Source organism: Chryseobacterium sp. c4a (assembly GCF_009900745.1).
Taxonomy (GTDB): Bacteria; Bacteroidota; Bacteroidia; order Flavobacteriales; family Weeksellaceae; genus Chryseobacterium.
In genome coordinates, this window is sequence record NZ_WXVU01000001.1 from 782,132 (window position 1) to 805,881 (window position 23,750).

At 34.0% G+C, this 23,750-nt stretch carries 25 protein-coding genes; 12 read left to right on the forward strand and 13 right to left on the reverse strand.

All coding sequences use genetic code 11. The features are described from left to right. Positions 1-3 precede the first annotated feature (3 nt). Positions 4-1,737: a helix-turn-helix domain-containing protein gene (locus GTR01_RS03630; protein WP_160136490.1), complete on the reverse strand. Its 1,734-nt coding sequence runs from the start codon at positions 1,735-1,737 to the stop codon at positions 4-6. 239 nt (positions 1,738-1,976) lie between these two features. Between GTR01_RS03630 and GTR01_RS03635 the strand changes: the two genes are divergently transcribed. From GTR01_RS03635 to GTR01_RS03660, 6 genes are all read left to right on the forward strand, one after another. Continuing rightward, positions 1,977-2,234 carry a hypothetical protein gene (locus GTR01_RS03635; RefSeq protein ID WP_160136491.1) on the forward strand — a complete coding sequence of 86 codons (258 nt, stop codon included), beginning with the start codon at positions 1,977-1,979 and terminating at the stop codon, positions 2,232-2,234. A gap of 49 nt (positions 2,235-2,283) precedes the next feature. Next, positions 2,284-4,632, forward strand: a complete 2,349-nt coding sequence (locus GTR01_RS03640) for an outer membrane beta-barrel family protein (RefSeq protein ID WP_160136492.1) — start codon at positions 2,284-2,286, stop codon at positions 4,630-4,632. A gap of 75 nt (positions 4,633-4,707) precedes the next feature. Beyond that, the gene (locus GTR01_RS03645; protein WP_160136493.1) at positions 4,708-4,893 is read left to right on the forward strand and encodes a hypothetical protein; all 186 of its coding nucleotides are present in this window, start codon (positions 4,708-4,710) and stop codon (positions 4,891-4,893) included. 53 nt (positions 4,894-4,946) lie between these two features. Next, positions 4,947-5,339 (forward strand): hypothetical protein, encoded by a 393-nt coding sequence (locus tag GTR01_RS03650; protein ID WP_160136494.1) that lies wholly within the window; start codon positions 4,947-4,949, stop codon positions 5,337-5,339. After that, entirely contained in the window at positions 5,336-6,604 is a 1,269-nt protein-coding gene (locus tag GTR01_RS03655) for a hypothetical protein (RefSeq protein ID WP_160136495.1), read from the forward strand. The genes GTR01_RS03650 and GTR01_RS03655 overlap by 4 nt, the downstream gene beginning before the upstream one ends. Next, entirely contained in the window at positions 6,597-8,801 is a 2,205-nt protein-coding gene (locus tag GTR01_RS03660; RefSeq protein ID WP_160136496.1) for a peptidase domain-containing ABC transporter, read from the forward strand. The genes GTR01_RS03655 and GTR01_RS03660 overlap by 8 nt, the downstream gene beginning before the upstream one ends. A 28-nt stretch (positions 8,802-8,829) precedes the next feature. Here GTR01_RS03660 and GTR01_RS03665 read toward each other — a convergent pair whose 3' ends face one another. Next, on the reverse strand, positions 8,830-9,324 hold the full coding sequence (locus GTR01_RS03665) for an SRPBCC family protein (RefSeq protein ID WP_160136497.1): 495 nt from the start codon (positions 9,322-9,324) through the stop codon (positions 8,830-8,832). 226 nt (positions 9,325-9,550) lie between these two features. Here GTR01_RS03665 and GTR01_RS03670 point away from each other — a divergent pair, with 226 nt between their 5' ends. Further along, entirely contained in the window at positions 9,551-10,195 is a 645-nt protein-coding gene (locus tag GTR01_RS03670; RefSeq protein WP_160136498.1) for a hypothetical protein, read from the forward strand. 89 nt (positions 10,196-10,284) lie between these two features. Beyond that, positions 10,285-10,770 (forward strand): hypothetical protein, encoded by a 486-nt coding sequence (locus tag GTR01_RS03675; RefSeq protein WP_160136499.1) that lies wholly within the window; start codon positions 10,285-10,287, stop codon positions 10,768-10,770. A 48-nt stretch (positions 10,771-10,818) separates the two neighbouring features. On the opposite strand, the gene GTR01_RS03680 is transcribed toward GTR01_RS03675, so the two are convergent. From GTR01_RS03680 to GTR01_RS03695, 4 genes are all read right to left on the reverse strand, one after another. Next, positions 10,819-11,853, reverse strand: coding sequence for a hypothetical protein (locus tag GTR01_RS03680; protein WP_160136500.1), 1,035 nt, complete (start codon positions 11,851-11,853; stop codon positions 10,819-10,821). 182 nt (positions 11,854-12,035) lie between these two features. Continuing rightward, entirely contained in the window at positions 12,036-12,389 is a 354-nt protein-coding gene (locus tag GTR01_RS03685) for a cupin domain-containing protein (protein ID WP_160136501.1), read from the reverse strand. Between the two features lie 25 nt (positions 12,390-12,414). After that, on the reverse strand, positions 12,415-12,834 hold the full coding sequence (locus GTR01_RS03690; RefSeq protein ID WP_160136502.1) for a DoxX family membrane protein: 420 nt from the start codon (positions 12,832-12,834) through the stop codon (positions 12,415-12,417). 578 nt (positions 12,835-13,412) lie between these two features. Continuing rightward, positions 13,413-14,201, reverse strand: a complete 789-nt coding sequence (locus GTR01_RS03695; protein WP_160136503.1) for an AraC family transcriptional regulator — start codon at positions 14,199-14,201, stop codon at positions 13,413-13,415. A gap of 156 nt (positions 14,202-14,357) precedes the next feature. Here GTR01_RS03695 and GTR01_RS03700 point away from each other — a divergent pair, with 156 nt between their 5' ends. Next, a complete protein-coding gene (locus GTR01_RS03700; protein WP_160136504.1) occupies positions 14,358-14,870 on the forward strand; it encodes a thioredoxin family protein in 513 nt (170 codons plus the stop codon). Between the two features lie 151 nt (positions 14,871-15,021). Here the strand turns inward: GTR01_RS03700 and GTR01_RS03705 are convergent, their stop codons facing one another. From GTR01_RS03705 to GTR01_RS24485, 4 genes are all read right to left on the reverse strand, one after another. Next, entirely contained in the window at positions 15,022-15,417 is a 396-nt protein-coding gene (locus tag GTR01_RS03705) for a hypothetical protein (RefSeq protein ID WP_068944310.1), read from the reverse strand. Between the two features lie 51 nt (positions 15,418-15,468). After that, entirely contained in the window at positions 15,469-15,600 is a 132-nt protein-coding gene (locus GTR01_RS24745) for a hypothetical protein (RefSeq protein ID WP_262885740.1), read from the reverse strand. Positions 15,601-15,682: 82 nt separating this feature from the next. Then, positions 15,683-16,039, reverse strand: a complete 357-nt coding sequence (locus GTR01_RS03710; RefSeq protein WP_160136505.1) for a hypothetical protein — start codon at positions 16,037-16,039, stop codon at positions 15,683-15,685. Between the two features lie 11 nt (positions 16,040-16,050). Beyond that, complete coding sequence (locus tag GTR01_RS24485; RefSeq protein WP_164464455.1) at positions 16,051-16,215, reverse strand: hypothetical protein; 165 nt, start codon at positions 16,213-16,215, stop codon at positions 16,051-16,053. 445 nt (positions 16,216-16,660) lie between these two features. Here GTR01_RS24485 and GTR01_RS03715 point away from each other — a divergent pair, with 445 nt between their 5' ends. The 3 genes from GTR01_RS03715 to GTR01_RS03725 all read left to right on the forward strand — a co-directional run bounded on the left by GTR01_RS03715 (position 16,661) and on the right by GTR01_RS03725 (position 19,999). Beyond that, entirely contained in the window at positions 16,661-17,674 is a 1,014-nt protein-coding gene (locus tag GTR01_RS03715) for a nucleoid-associated protein (RefSeq protein WP_160136506.1), read from the forward strand. Between the two features lie 295 nt (positions 17,675-17,969). After that, positions 17,970-18,857 carry a hypothetical protein gene (locus GTR01_RS03720; RefSeq protein WP_160136507.1) on the forward strand — a complete coding sequence of 296 codons (888 nt, stop codon included), beginning with the start codon at positions 17,970-17,972 and terminating at the stop codon, positions 18,855-18,857. A 371-nt stretch (positions 18,858-19,228) separates the two neighbouring features. Further along, positions 19,229-19,999, forward strand: a complete 771-nt coding sequence (locus GTR01_RS03725; RefSeq protein WP_160136508.1) for a cyclase family protein — start codon at positions 19,229-19,231, stop codon at positions 19,997-19,999. Between the two features lie 387 nt (positions 20,000-20,386). On the opposite strand, the gene GTR01_RS03730 is transcribed toward GTR01_RS03725, so the two are convergent. Genes GTR01_RS03730 through GTR01_RS03740 form a run of 3 tightly spaced genes read right to left on the reverse strand, consistent with a single transcriptional unit; the run spans position 20,387 to position 23,740 of the window. Next, positions 20,387-21,139, reverse strand: coding sequence for a succinate dehydrogenase/fumarate reductase iron-sulfur subunit (locus tag GTR01_RS03730; RefSeq protein ID WP_160136509.1), 753 nt, complete (start codon positions 21,137-21,139; stop codon positions 20,387-20,389). A gap of 15 nt (positions 21,140-21,154) precedes the next feature. Beyond that, a complete protein-coding gene (locus tag GTR01_RS03735) occupies positions 21,155-23,071 on the reverse strand; it encodes a fumarate reductase/succinate dehydrogenase flavoprotein subunit (protein ID WP_160136510.1) in 1,917 nt (638 codons plus the stop codon). 12 nt (positions 23,072-23,083) lie between these two features. Next, on the reverse strand, positions 23,084-23,740 hold the full coding sequence (locus tag GTR01_RS03740; protein ID WP_160136511.1) for a succinate dehydrogenase cytochrome b subunit: 657 nt from the start codon (positions 23,738-23,740) through the stop codon (positions 23,084-23,086). Between the last annotated feature and the right edge of the window lie 10 nt (positions 23,741-23,750).

Below are 23,750 nucleotides of genomic sequence, written 5' to 3' on the forward strand. Positions count from 1 at the left end.
CTCCTAATTATTGAGAACATTTTTATTTTCTTCTTCACTCAGACGATTCAAAAAGTAAGATGGAGGTATGCGATACCTTTCCTGAAAGTTTTTTGCAAATGCCTGTGTAGAATTATAACCTGCTTTGCTCGCGATGTCCTGAAGACTCATATATCGTGTTTTTCGTTTTGTTTTCCATTGATTAACAATATATTCTAGTCTGAGATTGTTGAGGTATTCAGCGAAATTAGCATGTTTATAATGATTGATTATTTTTGATAAATAGGAAGTATTGGTACCACATTTTTTAGCCAATAAAGGAAGAGTGGTTTCTTTTTTTAAGAACTGTTTTTCGTCTTCAAATTGAGAGAGTGCTACTAAAACTTTTTCAACAGTAAGGGGGTTTATATCCAGCTCATTATAATAAGTCTCTTCTTTTTCAATTTGATTTTCCTGTAGCAAACTTTCCTCTACCTGTTCCTTTCCTTTTAGAAAACCTTCATACAAGTTTTTAAAATATCTTTTTCTATCGTAATATTTTTTCAAAAGAACGATAAGAACAATGATAATGATAGAACCTAAGACTAAGAGAGATAGATATATATAATGCTGCCTTTTGATCTTTTTTTCTAGGGTATATTTTTCGGTTATAAGCCTTTTGGTGTCATATTCTTTGTTTAGCGTATTGGATAAATATTGATAGTCTTTTTCAAATACTTTATCCAGTAGAATGAGCTTATTGACGTAATCCAGCTGTTTTTCAATATTACCTGTTTCTCTATAATAAAGGATGAGGTTTTCAAAAGCAGGTCGAAAAAAAGGGTCTAGTTTTCCGGTATCATCGTAATCTTTATCCAATTCCTGAAAATAAAGTAATGCTTTTTCCCTTTGATCCAGTTTCCAATAAGACATTCCCAGATAAAACTTATTCGTAAGATGTTTCCAGTTATCATTATAGAGTTTCAAAGCTTCATTTAATTTGGTTATAGAAGCTGTATAATTCTTTTCAAAGTATAGATTTACTCCTTCTGCAGAGATAAAGTAGGGATAATACTGTTGAAAATTTTTATTTTCTTTGATAAAATTTTTTCCTTCATTGATCAAATCAATGTTTTTTTTAAGCTGATGAATATGAGTATTATTATCAATATAATTAATGAGTGCATATAGATAATAATATTTATAATCAGTTCCTTTTACCTTTTCATGATTTTGCCTGAAAAAATGGACACTGGCTTCAAATAGCTGATCCGCTTCTTCATAGGATCCCATATAGTTTTTTACTGTTGCTATTTGATATTTTGCATTATGAATGAGATATTGATCATGCTCTTTTTGGATATAATGATAGCCTTTTAAATAACTGTCAAGGGCTTTGGGGTAGTTTTCATTGCTGGCATAGGCCATTCCTAAGGAAAGATAACTGTCTCCTATAAGGTTATTGTCTTTTATTTTTTTTGCTAAAGCAACAGTACTATCTACATATTTGATTTGTTCTTCTCCTTTTTTACTAAAACTGGCAAGAAGATAAGCATGACCTAGCTGAGGTAAGTTATTCTCTTGTTTAGCCTTTTTAATAAAATAGGTGATGTATTTCCATTGCTCCGGGGGATTTTTTTCCAACGTTTCTATTTTCATTTCAAGATCAGAATAAGATGTTTTTATTCCATAACTGTTTAAATCCTGAGCAGAAAACAAAGGAATGCAGAAGAATAAAATACCTATTTTATATAAATGAAATTGAAAATATTGCTTCATTATAAGCAATGTAGAAAAAAAATATCATATATGTGTGATATTTTTTAATGAAATTTCAATTATTTGATTTTCAGTGTTTTGTAAAATTAAATTTATATTTATAAAGATCTTTTTTATAAATATATCATCATCTTAATACTTGTAAAAATACTTTTTATAAGTGTAGCATCGTAGGTGTTGTCAATATTTGGAATCCTGGATTAAGCTATCCTACTTTTAGAAAAGCAAAAATATTGATTATGAAAAAGATAAGAATTTATAGTTGCCTGCTTTTATTATTCTCAGCCTCGTTAATCTCTTGTAGAGGAGATGATTTTGAAGAAGAGCTGCCAAGTAAAAGTCTATCAGTAAAAAATTCTAAAATAATATCTTCAAATGTTGTGCCTACTTCTTTCGGAACGGATAGTAACAAGATAGATACTTTACGCTCAGGAGAATATCAGGAGATTGAACCTGATATTGATCAGGAACCTAAAGGCATACCACCAAAAAAATAATCAAATTGTTTTTTGAAATGATTGCCATATTGTACATAATGAATATGCTATGCCAAAACTCAAGTGTCTATTTTACCTTTTAGGTCTTTTTTTTACAGGGAATATCTTGCAAGCGCAAAGTATACATGGAAGTATTTTTAGCAATGGCGGTCAATCAGTATCCTATCTTGAAATAATTATTAGCAAAGGGAATATCAGAAAAACAACCCTTAGTGATAAGGAAGGAAAGTTCAATTTGAAATTACCTGAAAATGGAAATTACATCTGTGAAATATTTGATAATGGGATCCATATATATAGGAAAAATATTGTAATCAATGGAGATATCCTGGAAAAATTTAATGTATCCGGGAGAGATGAAAAAGCGATTCAGGAAATTGTTCTTACGAAGAAAGTTATAGAGCAAGTAGGAGATAAGACTTTTTTCAATGTTGAGAATAGTGTTTTATCAAAAGGAAATAGCGGGCTTGAAGTTTTACAGAAAAGTCCCAAACTGAATGTAAATGCTGCCGGAGAACTCACTCTTAAAAATAAAGAGGTAAGTGTTCTCATTAATGGAAGGAAAATGAATTTATCAGGATCAGAGTTGAATTCATATTTACAAAGTTTAAGTTCAGAAGAAATCAAGAGAGTAGAAATTCAGGATATGGCATCTGCAGATCAGGATGCTACTGTTACAGGAGGGGTTGTAAATATTGTGTTAAAAAGAAATCCGAAAGGGCTTCGGGCAATCGCAAAAACGTATTATTTATTCAGAAAAGAAAAATATCAGGTTTATAATGGCGGTTTGAACATCAATTATGGAGATGAAAAATGGAATATGTATTCTGATATAAGCTATAATGAAAATAATGACTATGGAACCTCCAACGGAGTTTTTAAATACTGGGATGGGCAACGGAATATTAATGAAAATAGGTTTAAACAGTATTATGATAATACAAGTTTTCGTTTAGGATCTGTTTATTATCCTAATGATAAGAATACAATAGGGATAGAAGGATATTACAGCAAGAGCAATTCTAAAATGAATTCTGAAGGAACGCTGAACATCTTCAATGAAGATATACAGACTGTAAATAGTAGAAATAATTCATTGTCAGCTTCACCATCAGATTTATGGTATCTAACAGTCAATTATACATTAAAAACTGATGACTTGGGAAGCTCCATTAAATTCATTGGGGATGTAGGAAGAAATATTATGAAACCTTTTAATGATGTTATTTCTGCCTATCCAGAAAGTCCACAGAAAGACAGCCACTTTTTGTATGAAACTCATTTTGTTTCTAAATATTATACAGGACAGCTAGATTGGACGCAGAAGTTGAAACAAAATTGGGAACTCAATGCAGGAATAAAGCTGGCCAGTGTAAAGAGAGATAATTTGCTTGATGTACATTATATAGACAATATGGAATGGTCTGAGGATCTGAATCAAAAACAGAATTTTGATAACCGTGAGAATATTGTGGCTGGATATGCGATGGGGAGTAAAACTTTTGGAAAACATTTTCTGAAAGGAGGGCTGAGAATAGAAAATACAACAATAAAAGGATTTAATAGAGTTAATGGACAAGAGGTAAAACAAGACTATACTAAGGTTTTTCCAAGCTTATTTTATAAGTATGATCTTGGAAATAATAAGAATATTTCATTTGCATTTAAAAGTGGTATTGTGAGACCCTCATTTAGGGATTTGAATCCATTTGTAATTAAACAAAATGACTTTTTATATCAGATAGGAAATTCAAATTTATTGCCTCAGTATAATTATAATTTTTATCTGGATTATACTCAGAATAAACAGACTGTTTCATTGTATGCAGCCCTTACTGAAAATATGATCCACAACGTGTATTATAATGTAAATGAAATAACCTATAACCAACCTTTGAATTATGGAAGTGCGCAAGGATACGGATTAGATTATACCTATAACTCAGATGTTTTTAAAGGAGTATATCTTAATCTGACAACAGGGATTTTTTATAATGTGTTTAAACCTATAGACCTTCAGTCTATTCAAGGAATTGCATTTTATAATAATGTATATGCCCAGTTTAAGATATCAAAGACTACTCTTATTGAGCTCTTTAATAATTATACAACAACCAGTAAATATAGAAATGTAGATATGGCTCACAATTATAAGATGGATATCGCATTTCAAAAATCAATACAGGATGGGCAGATATTAATCAAGTTTAAAATATTTGATCTTTTTAATACCCAAAGAGACAAAAGCCTGTCACATTATAGAGACTTTGATTTTAATTTTTATCAAAAGAGGGTAACGAGAGGATGGTTGATTTCTTTTCAATACACTTTTGATAATAAGCAAAAAATGAATAATAAAACAGTCAATTCTGATAATGAAAGCAGAAACAGACTATAAAAAAAGTGATCACTAAAAAGGAGAAAGCTGAAAATCCTTACAAAGAGTAAGCACTAATTTCAAAATCAAATTAAAATGGAAAAGAAGCAATTAAACCCAGCTGCATTCCTAGGAATCGAAATCTTATCACCTCTTGAGAAAAAAATGATTAAAGGAGGATATCAAGAACAACAACAGCAGCAACAACAGCAGCAACAGCAACAGCAGTTGTCGCCGCAAACTCCTCAAACTCCTCAAACACCAACAACTATTTTGGTGTAACTCATTCACTTGCCTTGAGGGTAAATCCCTCAAGGCTTTTAAATCAAAATATTATGAAAAAAATACTTTTAATTTTAAGCTTAATTTTTATGTCTATTACGATATCTGGGCAAAGTACTCCCACTACACCTATAGCTAATGCAGGAGTTACTGCAGCAGGAATCACTTATTCTTATAGTGAAAATAATACCTCAATAGCCATTTCTCTTGCTTATAATCAGGCATTACAACAAAGAGTTTTAAATGTTGTTTCAGCGAACTTTCCTCAGTTTGATGGAAGCCAGTATGTTAATGATAACAGTATTTATTTTGAATCGATAACAACTCAAGGGTATTCGATGAAGATTGAACTAAGACTAAAAAATAATGTATCATCAAGTAATCCGGATTTTCAGAAAGCAAAATCGGATGTGAAGAAAATGTATAATGAAATTTATGGATTATGAGTACTCTGACTCAAAATAAATTCACTAAAGAATGGTGGGATGATTTCCTGGATAATACCGATTCTCTCAAAAAAACAAACGTTTTTTCTGATTGTATGCCTCATGATGAAACTGAAGAAATGAGAGCCGGAGTTTTAGATATCATAAGATTGATTATTAAGAACAAAGCTCCTAATTATGGATTCAGATTATTTATTGAAGGCAAAACACTCACCGAAAAAGAATTAGAACTGTTCTTCGAAACCTCTATTCCCGAAGAGGGCGAGACATTTGAAGATTGGTCTGATAGATGTTTTGGAGATAAAAAATATGGTATTATCATTAATCGAGGCGAAAAATTTAACCCATCATTGGTAGAGCAAATTGCCAAAAAGATACAGCCTTTAGTGAGCAGTGTAGGCATTCCTAGGCTAGGGGTTACTTTTACCATTTTTATTGGAAATTATGGATGGACTCCTCTAGGTATACATACCGATGGAATCGGAGAAAATGTAATGCATTTCCATTTAGGAAAAGGCAATAAGACCATGTACACCTGGGACAGGAATACTTATGATCAGCTGGTAGAACCTGAGAAAAGATTTAATAATACCAATATTGAGGAAATTCTTGATCATGCCAATGTATTTGATTTTGCCAATGGTGATATCTATTTTATGCCTTATGGTGAGTATCATGTAGGTAAATCTGATGATTTGTCTATAGGTCTTACCCTGTGGTTTAATAACCATACGAAGACGGCTCTTTTCAAAAAAATTATGGACAACTTTCTAACGGAGAATGTGAATGAAAGCGTTGATATTTTACCGATGGATTTATCAGGTTATGATGAGTTGAACAATTTTAATGATATTGAGGATCTATTTATTGGCGAAAACCTTTCTGAATTAAGCTTTGTTGATCTTTTGAAGGATGCTTATAGAGATTATAAAATAGCCCTGTACAGTAATTGTGGTTTTTGGGAATCTCCTTTTCCTAAGGCCAAAAAAGTAGATCATTCTCAGGATTTTAATGTACAAATTGTTCAGCCATTTAAGATTCTATATTATCAGGATGAGCTTCTGCATTTGTTTATCAGAGGTAAAAAGATTAATATGAATAGTAATGATTCTTTCTTGAATCTTATAGAAGAGCTTAATAAAGGCTCGAAATTGAACAAAATGGAAATATTTGATGTATTAGATGATTCCTGGGATCATTCAATCAAAGAATATGTTATAGACCTACTTAATGAACATCATATTATAAATGTAGAATATGTTTAAGTTCATTCCCCAACATGACCAAATGGACTGCGGCCCAGCTTGTCTTGCCATGATTTGTGCTTATTATGGGAAGGATTTTGGGCTGCAGTATCTTCGGGACAAAAGTTTTATTACCCGTGAAGGAGTATCATTGTTGGGAATAAGCGAAGCCGCAGAAAAAATAAACTTAAAACACATTGCAGGTAAATTGAGACCACAGGATCTCAATAGTGATCTTTTGCCTTGTGTTCTCCATTGGAACCAAAATCATTTTGTGGTTCTTTATAAAATATCAAAAAGTATTTATTCTGATAAACTTATTTATAAGATTGCTGATCCCGGACATGGAACGGTTTCCTTGTCGGAAGATAAGTTTAAAAAATCCTGGTTATCTGATGGTGAAAAAGGAGTTGCTCTTTTCCTGGAACCTACCGACGAGTTTTATCAACAAATTCCGCCAGAAGAGGAAGAAATTTCAGCAAAATATATGTTGAACTTTTTTAAGCCATATAAAAAACAAATATTTCAATTGTTTTTTTTACTGCTTGCCGGAACACTCACTACTTTAGTATTTCCTATCCTTACACAGAAACTTATTGATGAGGGAGTTGCCCAAAAAAATCTGTCAATTATTACTTATATCCTGTTGGCTCAACTTGCCTTTTTTATGGGGAATATCATTTTTGGGATTTTCCGTAACTGGATTATGCTGATTTTAGGGACTAAAATAAATATTCAGATTATTTCAGACTTCTTAAAAAAACTTTTAATACTTCCTATTAAGTTTTTTGATACTAAGCTTATGGGAGACTTTAATCAACGTATCCAGGATCATGAGAGAATTGAGAATTTTCTTACCTCTCAAAGTCTTTTAACCTTATTCTCGATGATTACATTTTCTGTGTTTTTTGGAGTTCTTTGGTATTACGACTTCCGGATCTTAGCAGTATATGTAATTTTTACAGTCATTTCTGTTGTCTGGTCTTTGTATTGGCTGAACAAAAGGAAAATATTGGATTACTTTCGTTTTCAGCAGAAAAGTGAAAACCAAGAATCAATCTATGAGATCATCAACGGAGTATCCGAAATAAAACTTAATCAGTTTGAAGACTACAAAAGACAAAAGTGGGAGGGAATACAGCAAAAATTATTTAAAATCAATATTCGTATTTTAAAACTTGATCAGCTTCAGCTTTCTGGTTTTGACTTTATTAATCAACTGAAAAATATTGTAGTAACTTTTCTTGCTGCATCATTTGTTGTCAAAGGAAATATGACATTGGGAGCCTTGTTAAGTGTTTCATATATTATTGGACAAATGAATTCTCCCATAGGCCAATTGATTTCATTTTTCCGGTCTTTACAAGATGCAAAATTAAGTTTAGCCCGCTTGAATGAAGTACAAAACCATCCTGAAGAAGAAAAGGATAGCCATTTACCGTTACTTAGTCCTCAATATACAGAGCAAAACGGCATACAGAAAGGTATTTATTTTAAGAATGTGTCATTTCAGTATGAAGGGCCTCAGTCGCCATTTGTTCTAAAAGATATTAATCTTTTTATTCCGGAAGGAAAAATAACAGCCATTGTAGGAGCTAGTGGCAGTGGAAAAACTACTTTGATGAAAATGTTATTAAAGTTTTATGAACCGGTACAAGGTGAGATCAGCTTTAATCATCTTAATATAAAAGATATTTCACCTAAAGATTTGCGTAAGAATTGTGGAGTAGTCATGCAGGATGGCTTTATATTCTCAGATTCAATAGAAAGGAATATTGCTACCAATGATGAAAATATAGATGAGCAAAAACTTGAAAATGCATTACGGATTGCTAATATAAAGAGTTTTATAGAAGAGCTTCCTTTAGGTGTAAATACAAAAATAGGATCTGCTGGAAACGGTATTTCAGGAGGTCAAAAACAAAGAATACTTATTGCCAGAGCAGTGTATAAAAACCCACACTTCATTTTATTCGATGAGGCTACCTCTGCATTGGATGCAGAGAATGAAAGTATTATTCATCACAATCTGCTTTCATTTTTTAAAGGAAAAACAGTTATTATTGTAGCACATCGTTTAAGTACCGTTAAAAATGCTGATCAGATTATTGTGCTTAAGCATGGGAATATCGTTGAGCAAGGAAACCATCAACAGCTTGTTAATAAAAAAGCAGATTACTATAATCTGGTAAAGAATCAGCTTGAATTGGGAGACTAAATCAATTGATCAAAAAAATATAAGAATATTATATTCGGTGCTGATGAGGCCAAGGTTTTCCTTTTCCTGTTTCACATAATAATTTTAAGCTTCTCAGAAACTGTCCCCAAGTATAGTTGCATTCTGCAAACATAGGAGAGTAGGTTTCCCAACCTTTATGATTAAAAAATAATAAGGTTCCGCTATCGTATACCAACTGTTCTATCTGTCCTTCTAATTCGGGGTGCATTTTACGCAATGTTTCCTTATCTCCGGAAATAAGGTGAAAGGAAATATCCGTTCCTATCCATTCATGGGCACCTGTAATACAATGCCATTGAACTTCCTCAAAAGGAGTAAGTTTTACAATTCTCATTTCTTTAAAATAGTCGGGGCCAAAAGAAAATCTGGCAATACTACCGGGTTCTGTATTGGCTTTTGTATGGGGAGTCCACCATGCAGACAATCCAGACTGGCTGCTGATGGCGCTGTATACTTTTTCCTTTGATGAGCCAATCAGTAAAGAATGATAAATATTAGGCATGTATTAAATGTTATAAAGGTTTAGTTTTTAATAGAATACTAAAAATACAAAATAAAAATAAATCATAAAAAGATAAAATGCTATTATTCATTATTTTAGATTTTGGAACGGTAAAGCTAGAGATAGGAATTGTTTTTTGTACTTTAGTATTGATAAAAACTGTTCTGATGGGATAAAACTTTGTTTTTCAATCAGATTGTTTTACCCCTATAAGTAAAATTAATATATGAAGTATTATTCTATTGTATTTTTTGTCATTTTGATGCAGGCTTGTGAGAAGAAAAAGGAAGCTCAATCTATTATACCAGCCAAGACTGAATTAAAAGAAAATAAAGATAAAACAGATTCCACCATACACCATACCCATAAGATTTCAGAGACAATAAAAGATGGGCAGGATGACGTAATGCTGGCTGAAGATATCCGGTTTAATGGTAAGGTCAAAAGGATTTTTGATCTTAATGATTTTGAAAAGGTTTTCGGAAAGGCAGATAGTACTAAACTAATGGCTGATGAACAGCCATGTGCCTATATTTTTGAAGATGGAAACGTAAACGATAAATATCTTTATAAAAACAGTTCATGTTTTGAAAATAGCGAAAAGAAAGTAGGAGTTAGCAGCTTTAGATTTCTCAATGGAAATTTTATTCTGTACAAAGGAATCAGAATCGATTCAAAAACTACGTTGGAGGATATTAAAAAGATATTTCCCAATTCAGTACGAAACTTGAGCCATCTAGAAACATATAGTGAAGGAGAACTTCCCATGATCACATTAAGAGAAGATAACAATGGAGTCTCTGATGGACACATTAATATATACTTTAAAAACAACAGAATATATTCAATCAGCTGGTGGTTTCCATGTTAAAAAATGGAATTGGTAATGAATGCAACCGGAATTGAAAAGAGAATGATTACAAGGAAATAATAAGAATACAATCACCAAAAATATTGAAAATGAAGTTTACGAAATACCTTTCATTATTTTTTCTAATTGGATTACAGTTTATATGTTATGGACAAACACAATCAGGAAATCAGCCGCTGCAAACAAAGGCTGAAGCATTTATCAAAAAAATAATTCATCTCATTATACAGAAAGATTATGTTGCATTGAATCAGTTAACGACTCCAAAAGTGTACTGTTATCTATGTTTTGAAGATACTCCGAGAAAGAGTTCATTGATTAAAAAAGATGTTTTTTACAAGCAACATACCACTAAGATTTTCAATAAAGATCTGATTGATAAACTGAACCGAAATGAAATAAAGTTTTCCTATGACGGATCTGACTCCGGCTTCAAAGACAGAGATTATATCGTATTGTACACCATTGCTCGCCCAAATGAATTTGGAGACGGTCATGAAGGAGCCCAATTTGTTTTTTGGCTAAAAGAGGAAAAAGATAACTTTAAACTTTCAGGCGTTGAAACAATACCTTAAAGATCAAAACCCATTATACATTGTAGAAGCATACAATCTAAGATAAATCTATTTTTCTGAAGTTTTTGGTCTTATAAGATAATAGAGTTGGCGTTCTTCATCAATCAGTAACAAGTAATCTCCGTTTTTAGGCTGGTACACAAAATAAGAAAAAGGATCTCTTACCTGGTTGCCTGAAGAATCTATGAAAACCTCCTGCTTGTAATGTAGTTTTTTCTTGGGCATTTTGATGGAAAAATAAGAAGTCCCAGTCCATCCATTGCGACTGGATCCATTTCCCGTTCCCCAGCTAAGGTTTTTGAGACTCCAGAAAGTACGATCACTCCATTTTTCTTTTTGAACATGTTCTCTTTTGATGATTCCGGAAGGCTTATCTACCTCATAACCGGAGTTTCCATAGTTAATGGCTTTTGGGTTTGGAGTATTCTTTGGGTAACCATGCCAGTCTTTTTCAGCATAAAAGTAATTCCAGACATTATCTTTAAATACAGTCAGTTTGTACTTATATTCATTCCCGGTTGTATCAGAATGAATGATGTCATCATACATATATTCTCTGTCAGAAGTAATGGCTTCTGTTTCAGCTACTGAGAATATTTTAGCATCGTTTATATTTTTATATGGATAATGAGTAGTATCTCCGTTCTTCATCCAGTTGGTATAGGTATTTTGATCTACATCCAGAATATAATCATTGAAGGTTTGGTAATTATGAACTCCATTCTCAGTATTGTATTTGTATTGGAGGCTATCTGTTATCTGGCCTTTCAGATTGATTTTATACCAAGTATAAGTATTGTCAGCACCCTCTTTTTCAGAATCATGATCTCTTTTGGTAATGATGATAATCGTGCTGTCGTTTTCCTGAATAACAGGTTCGTGGATGCCTCGGGAAAGCTTAATGACTTCATAGTCATTATCTTTCAGACTATCCAGTGTTGTGTAGGATTTGTATTGTTCCGGAAGTCTTTCTGACCTCAGTTTATACCGTTGATAATACATCTCGGAATCAGGTAGGATGATGATGGCAACAATAGCAATACCCCAGAATATAACAGCCTTTTTTGTAAGATTAAATTTCATCGCAGGTTTTTTAGTTTTTTATGAGGGTTGGCAAAATACGACAAAATACAGAATCTTGAAAATAAAATGTTATTCAAAAGCATATACAACCAGCAATAAAAGTTTTTTGGTGTGATAGAAAAGATAAACCTGTAATGAGAACTGGCTCATCACAGGTTTGATTTAACTAATATATTTTTCAATTAAAGGATCTCCACCTCTTCCGGAACGATAAATAGGATGATACATCCATTTTCAGATTGTACTGCATGTTTGAAATTAGGTGGAGTATACAAATAATCTCCTTTTTCAAGATGTCCGCCGGCAATAGCAGCATCACCTTCCAGAATGAAAAGTTCTTCCCCTGCAGGATGATTATGATAAGGATAACTTGCTCCAGCTTCAAACTTTAAGAGGATTGTCGTAGATCTGTTTTTCTCAGGATCAAATTTTAATGATTTTACAAAAATGCCTTCATAATGAATTCCTTTTTCAATTAAAGGCTGCCACTCTTTTTGTTCTGTTTTTACGATGTAGTCGTAGATGGTAGTACTCATGATAGTATTATTTTAAGTTATTTTATTATGGATGTAAAAGTTGTTCTAAAGACCAAGGATATTTAGGAAAAGTACTCAATAAGAATGCAGCAGCACTGAATACAAAAACAGAATAATCCAAAGGTTCTTTACAACCAAAAGAAATACTCATGGCGACAGCAAAGAAAAGAGTCAGAACAGAAGCAGATAATGCTGCTTTACGTACCTGATAGCCTGTCAAAAGTAAAATGCCAAGAGTAAATTCTGCAATGGTAGACAATACTGAAATAGAAGGAACCCATGAAAGTGGGACAAATGAATTGACTTCAGCAGTATAGTGAACAAAATTTTTCCAACCCGAAGAGGAAATTCCCCAAAGATTCAGTCGACTGGCCACAGCAGATAAAAATCCGGCTGCTAAGGCTATTCTTAATAATAAAATGGCGATGTTCTGTCTTGTTTTCATAACGAGTAATTGTTAAATCTTATTGACAGGTACAAAGTTCAGAGAAAGAGTGCCCTTAAAGAATAGACAATTCTGGGAAAAACATATAATATTTGAGGGAAATAGATTTTATTAGATGTGTGTGTCAAATAAAAATTCTATTTAATTGTGCTTTTTATTTGAAAATGTGGTATTGTTATAAATATGTAATTTAAAAAGATTACAGCTGCTGAAGTTTTTTATGTAGACCATGCAGGTGAATCTTGTGGATTGGTGGATCATCAAATGCCTGATTTTATAAAGAGTAATTTTCATAGAATTTAAAGCGATCTGCAGCCGATATTGAATGAAACAGTGAGTGACATTCAAAAAGCAGAATATACTAATATGCCATCAGAACAAGTGCTATGCTGCTGTTAAAAAATGGATTATTGCGGAATTGCCCATTCTCTTGGTTGGAAATCATTTAAGCTATAGGCGGGTATCCCTGAGTAACTTATCTGTGATCTTTGAAGAGATAGCGCCAGTTTGTTTTCATTGAACTACAAGTAGATCCTGAACAACAATTAGGAACAAATCCAAGATTAGCCAATTGATAACTACATTTTTACGGCTTTCTGATAGTCTTTTGGAGATTTTGAAGTATGCTTTTTAAAGAAATTTGAAAAATAAAAAGGATCATTGAAACCAAGCTGGTAGGCGATTTCTTTTATACTTAGTTTTTCATACAGTAATAATCTTTTAGCTTCAGAAATGGTAAGGCTGTAGATTACATTCTGTGCGGTTTTATTGGTATGAAGCTTAGAAACTTCATTCAATTTGGCTTCAGTAGTTCCAAGGATGTCTGCGAAACGGGAGACAGGAAAATTTTCTGAAAAATGATTACGAACACTCTCTAAAAACTTTAAAAATAATGCATCCGGTTTCCATATTTCGTCACCATTGGCAATTTTACTTCGGTTAATTTCCACCAATAATAACTCTACCAAAGAATGTGTAGATATCAGATATTGGTAAGGCTTTTCCTGGACTTCCTTTTCAATAAGGGTAAGAGTGTTGGTAAAAAACGTAGGGTGTTGCACAGTGATCATTTCATTCATTCCAAAATGGCAAAATAATCCGTTGTGAAAAATCAATTCAATATCGCTGTCACTTTTACAGAAAAAATCCAGGGTAAATTCAAGAGAGGTGAGATCGCCTTCCACAGAAATCAGCTGATGAAACTGTCCGGAAGTAATGGTTACCGTTTGGCCGCTTTTCAGGATAAAAATATTTTCGTCAATAAGAATTTCAGCAGTTCCGGTATTGCACCAGAACAAAGTATATTTTATCACCCGTCTTGGTTCACGGTGTACTTTCTGATCAGAATATTTATTTACTTCAATCATTTTTATTCATGATAATTTCCTGTGACTGATGAGGATAAAAACTTTTAGACTAAATTACAAAAAAATGACAATGCAAAATATAGACTTTACATGATGAATTTCAGTGAACCAACAAGAGAAAAATCCCTACATTCGTATAGCATAAAATAAAATTCAATGAAATATTCAAAAATTATTGTAGTGGTGGCGCTATTGCTGTTTCAGCTGGGTGTAGCACAAGAAAAGGCTGATGTTGTATTAAAGAAAGCATCTATTGAAGCTAAGGCAAGCAAGAAAAATGTATTATTGGTATTTCATGCTTCGTGGTGTAAATGGTGTAAGATGATGGAAAAAAATATGAATCTTCCGGAAACACAGCCTATTTTCGGAGACAGATTTGTGACAGCGTATGTAGATGTACAGGAAAGAGGAGAGAAGAAATCTCTTGAAAATCCTGGCGGGCAGGAATTGATGAATAAATATAAAGGAGAAAATGCAGGGCTTCCGTTTTGGCTGATTTTAACGCCAAAAGGTGAAGTATTGGCAGATTCTTTTAATGCTAAAGGAGAAAACTTAGGATCACCTTCCACTCCAGAAGAGGTGACAACTTTTATTGCAAAACTTGATAAAAGCTTAAAACTGAAAAAAGAAGAAGCTCAGATCATCGAAAAGGTATTTACCAAGAAATAAAAATTATTGATGTACAGACCAAATAAAACCCGCCTCAAATAAAAGTATTTGAGGCGGGTTTTTATCTATTGAATCTTATTTTATAATGATCTTTATTGGTGAAATCATTATTCATTTTCTTTGCATTTGAAGTCTGCTTTTTCTTTATATTTTATTTTCCAAAATAAATCTGATCTTGCTTCTGTTGTTCATTGTAAATGATCTGGAAGCTTACAGGCATATACTGATAAAGGAGTTTCCAATGAGCAATCTTAGCATGCTTTTTAAAGCTTTCAAAAGATCTTACAAAGATGTTTTCGATCATTGTTCTTACATAGGAATTTCCATTTCTGTAAAGTCCGTCCATCAGCTTGATGTGATGGGCAATAATGTTGATCTTCGATTCCTTCAACAGTCCTTTCAGATAATTGACTGTCGCCTGCATAATTCCTGCAAAGTTGTCCTGTCCAGACAGCTGTATGATTTCATTGCGAAGTCGCGGATAGAAAAATTTTAAGTATTCAACAGCTATTTTTTGATTAATAGTTTGCATTTGTACTTTCATCATAATTAAGAATTTTTCAAACACTTTTTATTGCAGCGAAATGTATACCAAAATTTAAAGGCAAGCTGCAAAAATAAATACTCCTACAATCACAGCGATGTGAGTGAGTAATATCTCTGCATTGTGTCTGTTAGTCGTGCTTTTCCAGGTTTTCCAATCGGAAATTCTTCTGATTTTATTTTTCATAATCTATTGATTGTGAGTTATTTTTAATTTTGTTTAATTTAAACACTTTGTAATGAAACAGCTGAAAAATGTAATAAAAACTTTATATACCGTGGCTGTAAATTTGTCTTGAATAGCTGTTTTTCAAGTCAGAAGAGATATGACTGAAGATCATTTGGCGGTATTCTTTGCTGCAAAATGCTGTAAAATTGTCCAAAGAGTAGATAAAAGTGTTCTCAATGGCATTTTTTAATAGGTTGTCACCATTAAGGTACATTTTGTCAATCTTTTGTAAACTTTTGAATAGCAGATTGCTGTCATTCTGACGGATCATATTTTTGATACGTTCCGTGAAAGTCCGGATTACACTGTATGAGTTGGTACTTTTCGATTCATTCAATTCCGTTTCAAAGTCAGGAAAGAGCTCATTGATTTCCTGTACAGCTTGTAAATAGTTCATAGTATATATTGTTAAATGTGGTTTTGTTCCAGCAGTTTGATGAAAGCTCCAAACATGAAAATGATTAAAAAAGCAATAAAGAGAAGGTGATAAGGTTTCAGCCACTTAGGGGTTTGTGGGCCTCTGCTTTTTAATCTTCTTAATTTGTCTATTCTGTTCAATGTTTTCAAGTCCATTTTTTTATGTTTTGAAAATCATGATGCCAATGGTGTACCTTTGAAAATAGAATTTATTTAATGTTTTGATATGTAGTGTTTTATGTGGTTTATGCTGATGGTTTTAATTGTGAAAAGCATTTCAAAATGATAAGGGTTTTATCAAATTGGAAGAAATAGGAATTACTTTACCTTCTAAACTTGTTCTTGATGAACCACAAAAGCCACAAAAGAATTTAAACGCTTAAGCTATTTTAAGTGACATGCTTGATGCATAAGAAGTACACAAAAGCTTTGAAAATCTTAGATTTTCGTCTTATGTGAACTTTTCAGCAGTATTATTTTAAACTTCTAAAGTGAACTAAAGTGTTTTAGAAATAAAAACTTTTGGGTCTTTTGTGGTTTAAAAAATTCAGTTTCATGTGAAGAATAGAATGAATATCTTTGCAATCCAAATATTCAGAAGATGTTTTCAAAAATAATAGTACACAGAGTCGGAAATAAGATCAATGGAGATTCTCTAACGCTTTCCCAGGAGGAATTGAAGCTGGAGGAAGGTATGGCAGAGATGCTTGAAGATTACTTTTTAGGATCATTCAAGTCAGAAGAAACGTTTCATTTTTACAGTGACACTTACCTGGTAAACAATCCGGTTTATAGTGCGGTATCTGAAATTTTTGAAGATAAGTCCAAATTCATCTGGGAATCTGAAAATATTGCTAAACACCTTTTCGAAGCGGCTGAAAACCCTAGAGTTCAGAGTGGAGAATTGTTTATCGTTCTTTTTGAAGACGAAAGCGACCGTCCGGACAGAGTAGACAAGATCGGGATCTTTAAAACGGAGAAAAGAGAATCATTCCTGAAAATTAACCCATCAGAAGAAACATTTGATATTGAAAAAGATCAGGGAATTGGTTTGTCTAAAATTGATAAGGCAGCTTTAATCTACAACAATAATAAAGATACCGGATATGTACTTTCTGTGGTTGACAACAACAAAAACGGAGATATGTATTACTGGTTCGAGGATTTCTTAAAAGTAAAACAGCGTGATGATGAGTATTTCCATACTCAGGAAGCATTAATGGTTTACAAAGATTATATCACGAAACAGCTTCCACAGGAATTTGAAGTTTCAAAAGCTGATCAGGCAGATTTCCTGAACAAATCGATCAATTTCTTCAAAGAAAAAGAAGAATTCAAATTGGATGAATTCGCTAATGAGGTATTGGGAGATGAGCACGTAATCGAAAGTTTTGTGAATTTTAAAACGGATTACGAACAGGATATGCAGGTGAATATTGCAGAGGAATTCCCAATCAATGAAGCTGCAGTAAAAAAGACTCAGAGACACTTTAAAAGTATCATTAAACTAGATAAAAATTTCCATATTTACATCCACGGAGACAGACAGAAACTGGAAATGGGAGAGGATGATAAAGGGAAATATTACAGATTGTATTTCGATAAAGAAGTATAATTAAGAAGAGTTTTTAGAAAGCCGGAAGAGGGAAGTAGGAAGATGGAAGTTATGAAGGCCATAAGGACAGCTGGCTATCTGTTTTATCTTCTTTGGGATAAAATTAATTAAGTAGTTGATGGTCAATTATTATGACGAAAAATCACTTCCATCTTCCTTCTTCCAGCCCATAATTAATAAATAATATCATAACTTTATTGCTGATTGCAAAACAGTAGTTATGAAATTTATGCTCATTTTCTGGGGAGCTTTCCTCTTCTTTTTTTGCGTACCTTTTCCGATTTTCATTTATTTGATGAGTGAAGAGACTGCAACAGAACCGAGAAATTCATTAGCTGTGAGCTATGGGTATCTCGGTTTTTCGTTGTTGATTTGGCTGTATATTCTGGTGTTTTTTGTTAATAATCTTTTTATTAAAACTTTCAAACAGAAGAATACTATTCATTCGATTTTGAGAAACGGAATCCCAAGAGAGGCAAAAATCATCCGTTATCAGCTTATCAAATACTTTCCGAAAACCAATATGAATGCCATTCGGATTGTGCTTTCGTTTCCAAACCTTAGAAATATAGTGATTGAACATGAGATGATGTTTCACGATTCCAAACCGCAGGAAAAGAGATTCGATGTAGGAAACAGAGTAAAAGTACTATTGAATCCTAATGTTTCTCAGGAACCCTACTTTATTTTGAGCGATCAGAAAGTCGGGTTCAATGCATCAGGAATGGTGTTAAGAATCGTATTTATAGTACTGTTTATTGCTTATGTGATCGGACTATATTATTATTTCTATGTGCGGGAATCTTTTGATTTTGGATGGAGGTTTCTCACTTTCATGCATCCGATTATTTTCAGTGGAGTGATGACGCTCATTTATGTTTTAGTTTTCCAGCTGATTGTAGGGAGATTTTTTAGGAATACAAAAGAAGAAAAGATTCTGTTTGCCGGAAGAAATGCTGAAGCCAATATTATCAGTGTGAGCCAGACGGGTACTACAGTTAATGATCAGCCAGAAATTATATTTCAGGTAAGTTTTAAAGATTTGAGAGGAAATCAGCATATTGCTACTTATAAGAAAATTGTAAGCCTTTTGAATCTTGCCTCTGTACCCAAAGCTGGAATGATAGAGATTATGTATGATGAAAATGATCCGAAGAAGATTATGATTCCGAAGATGTTTTAAAAGGCAGGAAGCTGGAAGTCATTTTCCGTTATAATTACAGATCATTCAGCTTACGATTCATTTTAAATTTTGAAAGGCGGGAAGCTGGAAGAAGGAAGCTGGAAGTCATTTTCCGTTATAATTACAGATCATTCAGTTTATGATTCATTTTAAATTTTAAGAGGCGGGAAGCTGGAAGAGGGACGTGGAAGTTACTTTTAGTTATAATTTATTAATGGCCAACGATATTATTTTGCCTTAAAAAAGTTAGAAATGAACGAATAGCTGTTCTTATAACCTTCATCACTTCCATCTTCCATCCTCCTTCTTCCATCTAAAATTCTTATTCTGAACTGGCGTTATTTACTATCTTTATTTCCTAACCCAATCTTATGAAAACAACCATCATCGATTTATCAAAACCCATTCAATACAATGCAGGAGATCCATGGTTTATGAGGGTGAAAATAAAACATAAGGCTCATAAAAAATCTCATTGGCTGATTCGTCTCGCATTGAATCTTCCGTTCAGGCTTTTTCCTAAAAACTGGACTGGTTGGGCAGATGATACGATTAAAAATATGGGACTTCATGCGACAACCCATATTGATGCTCCATGGCATTATGGGCCGGTTGTGGAGGGTAAGCCTGCTAAAACAATCGATCAGATTCCCTTAGAATGGTGTTACGGAGACGGTATTGTTATAGATTGCAGCCACAAAGAAGATTTTGTAGCTATCACCATTGATGATCTGAAAAAAGATCTTGATAAAAACGGAATTACTATCCAGGAAGGAAATATTGTTTTAATCAGAACCGATCGCGATCAATTGATGGGCACTCCCGATTTTGTAGAAAAAGGAACCGGAATGAGCAAAGAAGCTACAGAATGGTTGATTGATCAGGGAGTAAAAGTGATGGGAATCGATCAATGGGGATGGGATTTACCACTAAAATTTATGGCTAAAAAAGCCAAAGAACTCAATGACCCGGAATACTTCTGGGAAAGCCACCGTGTAGGAATAGAGAAAGAATATTTGCATATAGAGCAGCTTACTAATCTTCAGGCATTACCGCCTTCAGGATTCAAAGTCTGTGTATTTCCTTTAAAAATTGTGGGTGGTTCTGCCGCACCGGCAAGAGTAGTAGCCATTATGGATTAATAAAAATCGATTAAATGCAAAATTTGATTATTAGTATAAACCTTTACTGTTTATTGAAATAACAGATTATTTTTTAATCACAAAGAAAGATGTTTCAAATGTTTTATTTTAGGAAGCTAAGAAGCGCGACTTGTCACTAAAGAAGCTCAGTGGATATGCATTTGTTTAGAAAGAATTAATGAAATTGATTCCATACTTTGTTCCCTTGAAAATATGAGATAATGTGCTAAAAACTTTGTTTTAAATTAAATTCTATAAATACCAACAATATTATTCCCCAATTTTTGAGACTGATCCGTAAAAATTAATTTTAAAAATAGAAAGAGCAAACCTGCATTTGCAGATTCACTCTTTCACATAATATCATTTTTAATGTTCTTCGTTTATTTACCCTTTTTTATTGAAAAATAGAGCTCTGTTATATTCAAAATTCATCCTGGCAATATTCAGGACAGAGATGCCTTGCGGACATTCTACTTCACACGCTTCTGTATTGGAACAATGGCCAAATAATTCGGTATCCATCTGGTAAACCATATCCAGAACACGTTTACTTCTTTCCTCTTTACCCTGAGGTAATAATGCCATGTGAGCAACTTTTGCAGAGGTAAACAAAGCTGCACTTCCGTTTTTACAAGTTGCTACACAAGCACCACATCCGATGCAGGCCGCAGAATCAAAAGCTTCCTCCGCAGTCTGATGGGTAACCGGAATCGCTGTAGCATCAGGAGCCTGGCCTGTATTTACTGATACAAAGCCGCCGGAAGAAATAATTCTGTCAAAAGCAGAGCGATCTACCTTCAAATCTTTTTTTACAGGAAAAGCTTCTGCTCTGAAGGGCTCTATCAAGATCGTTTCACCATCTTTAAAAGAACGCAGGTGAAGCTGGCAGGTCGTTGTATTTTTTAAAGGCCCATGAGCGATTCCATTAATCATCATTCCGCACTGTCCACAAATTCCTTCACGACAGTCGTGATCGAATTCAACTGGTTCATCTCCTTCGGTAATCAGTTTTTCGTTTAATGTATCTAGCATTTCAAGGAAAGACATGTGAGAATTTAATCCTTTAAGGTCATAGCTGACCAGTTTTCCCTCACTTTTTCTGTCTTTCTGTCTCCATATCTTAAGGTGTAAATCCATAATTTTTGTTTTTTTTTATTTGTAACTTCTTACCGTTGGCTGTATTTCTTCGAAGGTCAATGGTTCCTTAACCAGTTCAGGTTCGCCATTTTCACCTGTCCATGCCCATGCTGAAATAAACTGGTATTCTGCATCATTTCTCATGGCTTCACCATCCGGAGTCTGATATTCTTCACGGAAGTGAGCACCACAGGACTCATTACGGGTTAAAGCATCATAACACATCAGTTCTCCGATTTCAAAATAATCCGCCACACGGCCAGCCTTTTCCAGCTCGGCATTCATTGTATTGCCATTTCCAGAGACTCTTACATCTTTATAGAACTCTTGTTTTAGTTTTCTAATCTCCTGAATAGCATATTTCAATCCTTCTTCATTCCTTGCCAGCCCGCAATAATCATACAGCAGCTTTCCTAACGTTTTATGAAAATAGTCTACGGTTTTAGTTCCTTTGATACTCATTAAATCCTGAATCTGATTTTTAATGGCATTCTCAGCCTGTTCAAACTCTGGAGCATCCGGTGAAATTTTCCCGGTGTGAATTTCATCCGCCAGATAATTGGCAATCGTATAAGGAGCAATGAAATAGCCATCTACAGAAGCCTGCAAAAGAGAATTGGCTCCCAATCTATTGGCTCCATGATCTGCAAAATTAGCTTCTCCCAATGCAAATAGTCCAGGAACGGTAGTCATCAGTTCGTAATCTACCCAAAGGCCACCCATGGAGAAGTGGGCAGAAGGAGAGATCATCATAGGTTCTTTATAAGCATCATATCCTGTGATTTTAAGATACATATCGAATAAGTTTCCGTATTTCTCTTTGATTTTTTCTTTTCCTTGTTCTTTAATGGCTTTTGAAAAATCAAGATATACAGCATTCTTTAAAGGCCCAATTCCAAAACCTGCATCAATTCTTTCTTTAGCGGCACGTGACGAAATATCTCTTGGAGCTAAATTTCCAAACGCCGGATATCTTCTTTCCAGATAATAATCTCTTTCATTTTCAGGAATGTCATTGGGAGCTCTGTTTTCATCCTGTTTTGCAGGAACCCAGATTCGTCCGTCATTACGTAATGATTCGGACATCAATGTCAATTTGGATTGATAATCTCCGGATTGCGGCAGGGAAGTAGGGTGTACCTGAATCCAGCTTGGGGAAGCCATTAAGGCTCCTTTTTTATGCGCTCTCCAGATGGCTGAACCATTACATCCCATGGCTAGTGTAGATAGATAATAAATCTTTCCATAGCCTCCGGTTGCCAGAATTACAGCATGAGCCGCATGTCTTTCTATTTCTCCCGTATCTAAATTCCTTACTATAATTCCTCTTGCCTTTCCATCAATTGTGACCAGATCAAGCATTTCATGTCTCGAAAACAATTGTACAGAACCCTTTCCGACCTGTCTCATCAAAGCCTGATAAGCTCCCAGTAGCAACTGCTGTCCGGTTTGTCCTCTTGCATAGAAAGTACGGCTTACCTGAACTCCTCCAAAAGAACGGTTGTTAAGGTAACCACCATATTCACGTCCGAAAGGAACTCCCTGTGCTACGGCTTGATCGATGAGGTTTAAAGAGCATTCTGCCATTCGGTATACGTTGGCTTCACGGGCTCTGAAGTCACCACCTTTCAAGGTATCAACGAACATTCTATATACACTGTCACCATCGTTTTTATAATTTTTAGCAGCATTTACTCCACCTTGTGCTGCTACAGAGTGCGCTCGCCTTGGACTGTCCTGAAAACAGAATGCCTTTACATTGTATCCCATTTCTCCTAAAGAGGCAGCAATAGAGCTTCCGGCAAGACCTGTTCCTACAACAATCACATCAAGCTTTTTACGGTTGGCCGGGTTCACAAGCTTGGCTTTCTTTTTATAGTATGCCCATTTATCTTCCAACGGGCCTTGTGGTATTTTTGAATCTAAAATCATGATGAGGTCTTTTTAATGATAAGTAAAGAATACATAAACAGGCATAAGGGCAAAACCTAAACTGATAATAATGGAATAGGCTGTTCCAGCAATTTTAACCCATTTTACAAACTTCGGGTGGTATAACCCAAGTGTTCTTACAGAGCTGTACAATCCGTGGATTAAGTGATAGCATAAAGCAATCATAGAAAGTACATAAATAACCACGTACCACCATTCTTTAAATACTGTTACTACCAAGATATACAAGTCTTTATTTCCATTCTCATCCAAAGGCGGATTTCCGAATTTATAGACATACCAGAAATTTTGAAAATGAATTACCAGGAAGATCAGGATCAACGTTCCAAGGATACCCATATTTCTGGAAGCCCATTTGCTGGCTCTTCCGCGTCTGTCATTTTGATAGCTGCCACCGGATTTTTTATTTTTAAGGGTGATCATCAGCCCATCTACAGCATGCAGAATAATACTGGCATACAAAACGTAAGAAACTATTTTGATAATGATATTTCCTGATAAAAAATGCGAATAGGCATTGAATTGCAGATGTGCTTGCTCCTGAGGGAGAAAAAGTTGAAGATTTCCGAGGAAATGAATCAACAGGAAGAATCCCAAAAAGAGTCCTGTAAGGCACATCAGCATTTTTCTTGACAATGTTGATAACATATATTTGATT

What these genes read in the sequence shown, in the direction of transcription:
- GTR01_RS03630 (WP_160136490.1), bottom strand. Translation starts at nt 1,737, where the DNA reads ATGAAGCAATATTTTCAATTTCATTTATATAAAATAGGTATTTTATTC.
- GTR01_RS03635 (WP_160136491.1), top strand. Translation starts at nt 1,977, where the DNA reads ATGAAAAAGATAAGAATTTATAGTTGCCTGCTTTTATTATTCTCAGCC.
- GTR01_RS03640 (WP_160136492.1), top strand. Translation starts at nt 2,284, where the DNA reads ATGCCAAAACTCAAGTGTCTATTTTACCTTTTAGGTCTTTTTTTTACA.
- GTR01_RS03645 (WP_160136493.1), top strand. Translation starts at nt 4,708, where the DNA reads ATGGAAAAGAAGCAATTAAACCCAGCTGCATTCCTAGGAATCGAAATC.
- GTR01_RS03650 (WP_160136494.1), top strand. Translation starts at nt 4,947, where the DNA reads ATGAAAAAAATACTTTTAATTTTAAGCTTAATTTTTATGTCTATTACG.
- GTR01_RS03655 (WP_160136495.1), top strand. Translation starts at nt 5,336, where the DNA reads ATGAGTACTCTGACTCAAAATAAATTCACTAAAGAATGGTGGGATGAT.
- GTR01_RS03660 (WP_160136496.1), top strand. Translation starts at nt 6,597, where the DNA reads ATGTTTAAGTTCATTCCCCAACATGACCAAATGGACTGCGGCCCAGCT.
- GTR01_RS03665 (WP_160136497.1), bottom strand. Translation starts at nt 9,324, where the DNA reads ATGCCTAATATTTATCATTCTTTACTGATTGGCTCATCAAAGGAAAAA.
- GTR01_RS03670 (WP_160136498.1), top strand. Translation starts at nt 9,551, where the DNA reads ATGAAGTATTATTCTATTGTATTTTTTGTCATTTTGATGCAGGCTTGT.
- GTR01_RS03675 (WP_160136499.1), top strand. Translation starts at nt 10,285, where the DNA reads ATGAAGTTTACGAAATACCTTTCATTATTTTTTCTAATTGGATTACAG.
- GTR01_RS03680 (WP_160136500.1), bottom strand. Translation starts at nt 11,853, where the DNA reads ATGAAATTTAATCTTACAAAAAAGGCTGTTATATTCTGGGGTATTGCT.
- GTR01_RS03685 (WP_160136501.1), bottom strand. Translation starts at nt 12,389, where the DNA reads ATGAGTACTACCATCTACGACTACATCGTAAAAACAGAACAAAAAGAG.
- GTR01_RS03690 (WP_160136502.1), bottom strand. Translation starts at nt 12,834, where the DNA reads ATGAAAACAAGACAGAACATCGCCATTTTATTATTAAGAATAGCCTTA.
- GTR01_RS03695 (WP_160136503.1), bottom strand. Translation starts at nt 14,201, where the DNA reads ATGATTGAAGTAAATAAATATTCTGATCAGAAAGTACACCGTGAACCA.
- GTR01_RS03700 (WP_160136504.1), top strand. Translation starts at nt 14,358, where the DNA reads ATGAAATATTCAAAAATTATTGTAGTGGTGGCGCTATTGCTGTTTCAG.
- GTR01_RS03705 (WP_068944310.1), bottom strand. Translation starts at nt 15,417, where the DNA reads ATGATGAAAGTACAAATGCAAACTATTAATCAAAAAATAGCTGTTGAA.
- GTR01_RS24745 (WP_262885740.1), bottom strand. Translation starts at nt 15,600, where the DNA reads ATGAAAAATAAAATCAGAAGAATTTCCGATTGGAAAACCTGGAAAAGC.
- GTR01_RS03710 (WP_160136505.1), bottom strand. Translation starts at nt 16,039, where the DNA reads ATGAACTATTTACAAGCTGTACAGGAAATCAATGAGCTCTTTCCTGAC.
- GTR01_RS24485 (WP_164464455.1), bottom strand. Translation starts at nt 16,215, where the DNA reads ATGGACTTGAAAACATTGAACAGAATAGACAAATTAAGAAGATTAAAA.
- GTR01_RS03715 (WP_160136506.1), top strand. Translation starts at nt 16,661, where the DNA reads ATGTTTTCAAAAATAATAGTACACAGAGTCGGAAATAAGATCAATGGA.
- GTR01_RS03720 (WP_160136507.1), top strand. Translation starts at nt 17,970, where the DNA reads ATGAGTGAAGAGACTGCAACAGAACCGAGAAATTCATTAGCTGTGAGC.
- GTR01_RS03725 (WP_160136508.1), top strand. Translation starts at nt 19,229, where the DNA reads ATGAAAACAACCATCATCGATTTATCAAAACCCATTCAATACAATGCA.
- GTR01_RS03730 (WP_160136509.1), bottom strand. Translation starts at nt 21,139, where the DNA reads ATGGATTTACACCTTAAGATATGGAGACAGAAAGACAGAAAAAGTGAG.
- GTR01_RS03735 (WP_160136510.1), bottom strand. Translation starts at nt 23,071, where the DNA reads ATGATTTTAGATTCAAAAATACCACAAGGCCCGTTGGAAGATAAATGG.
- GTR01_RS03740 (WP_160136511.1), bottom strand. Translation starts at nt 23,740, where the DNA reads ATGTTATCAACATTGTCAAGAAAAATGCTGATGTGCCTTACAGGACTC.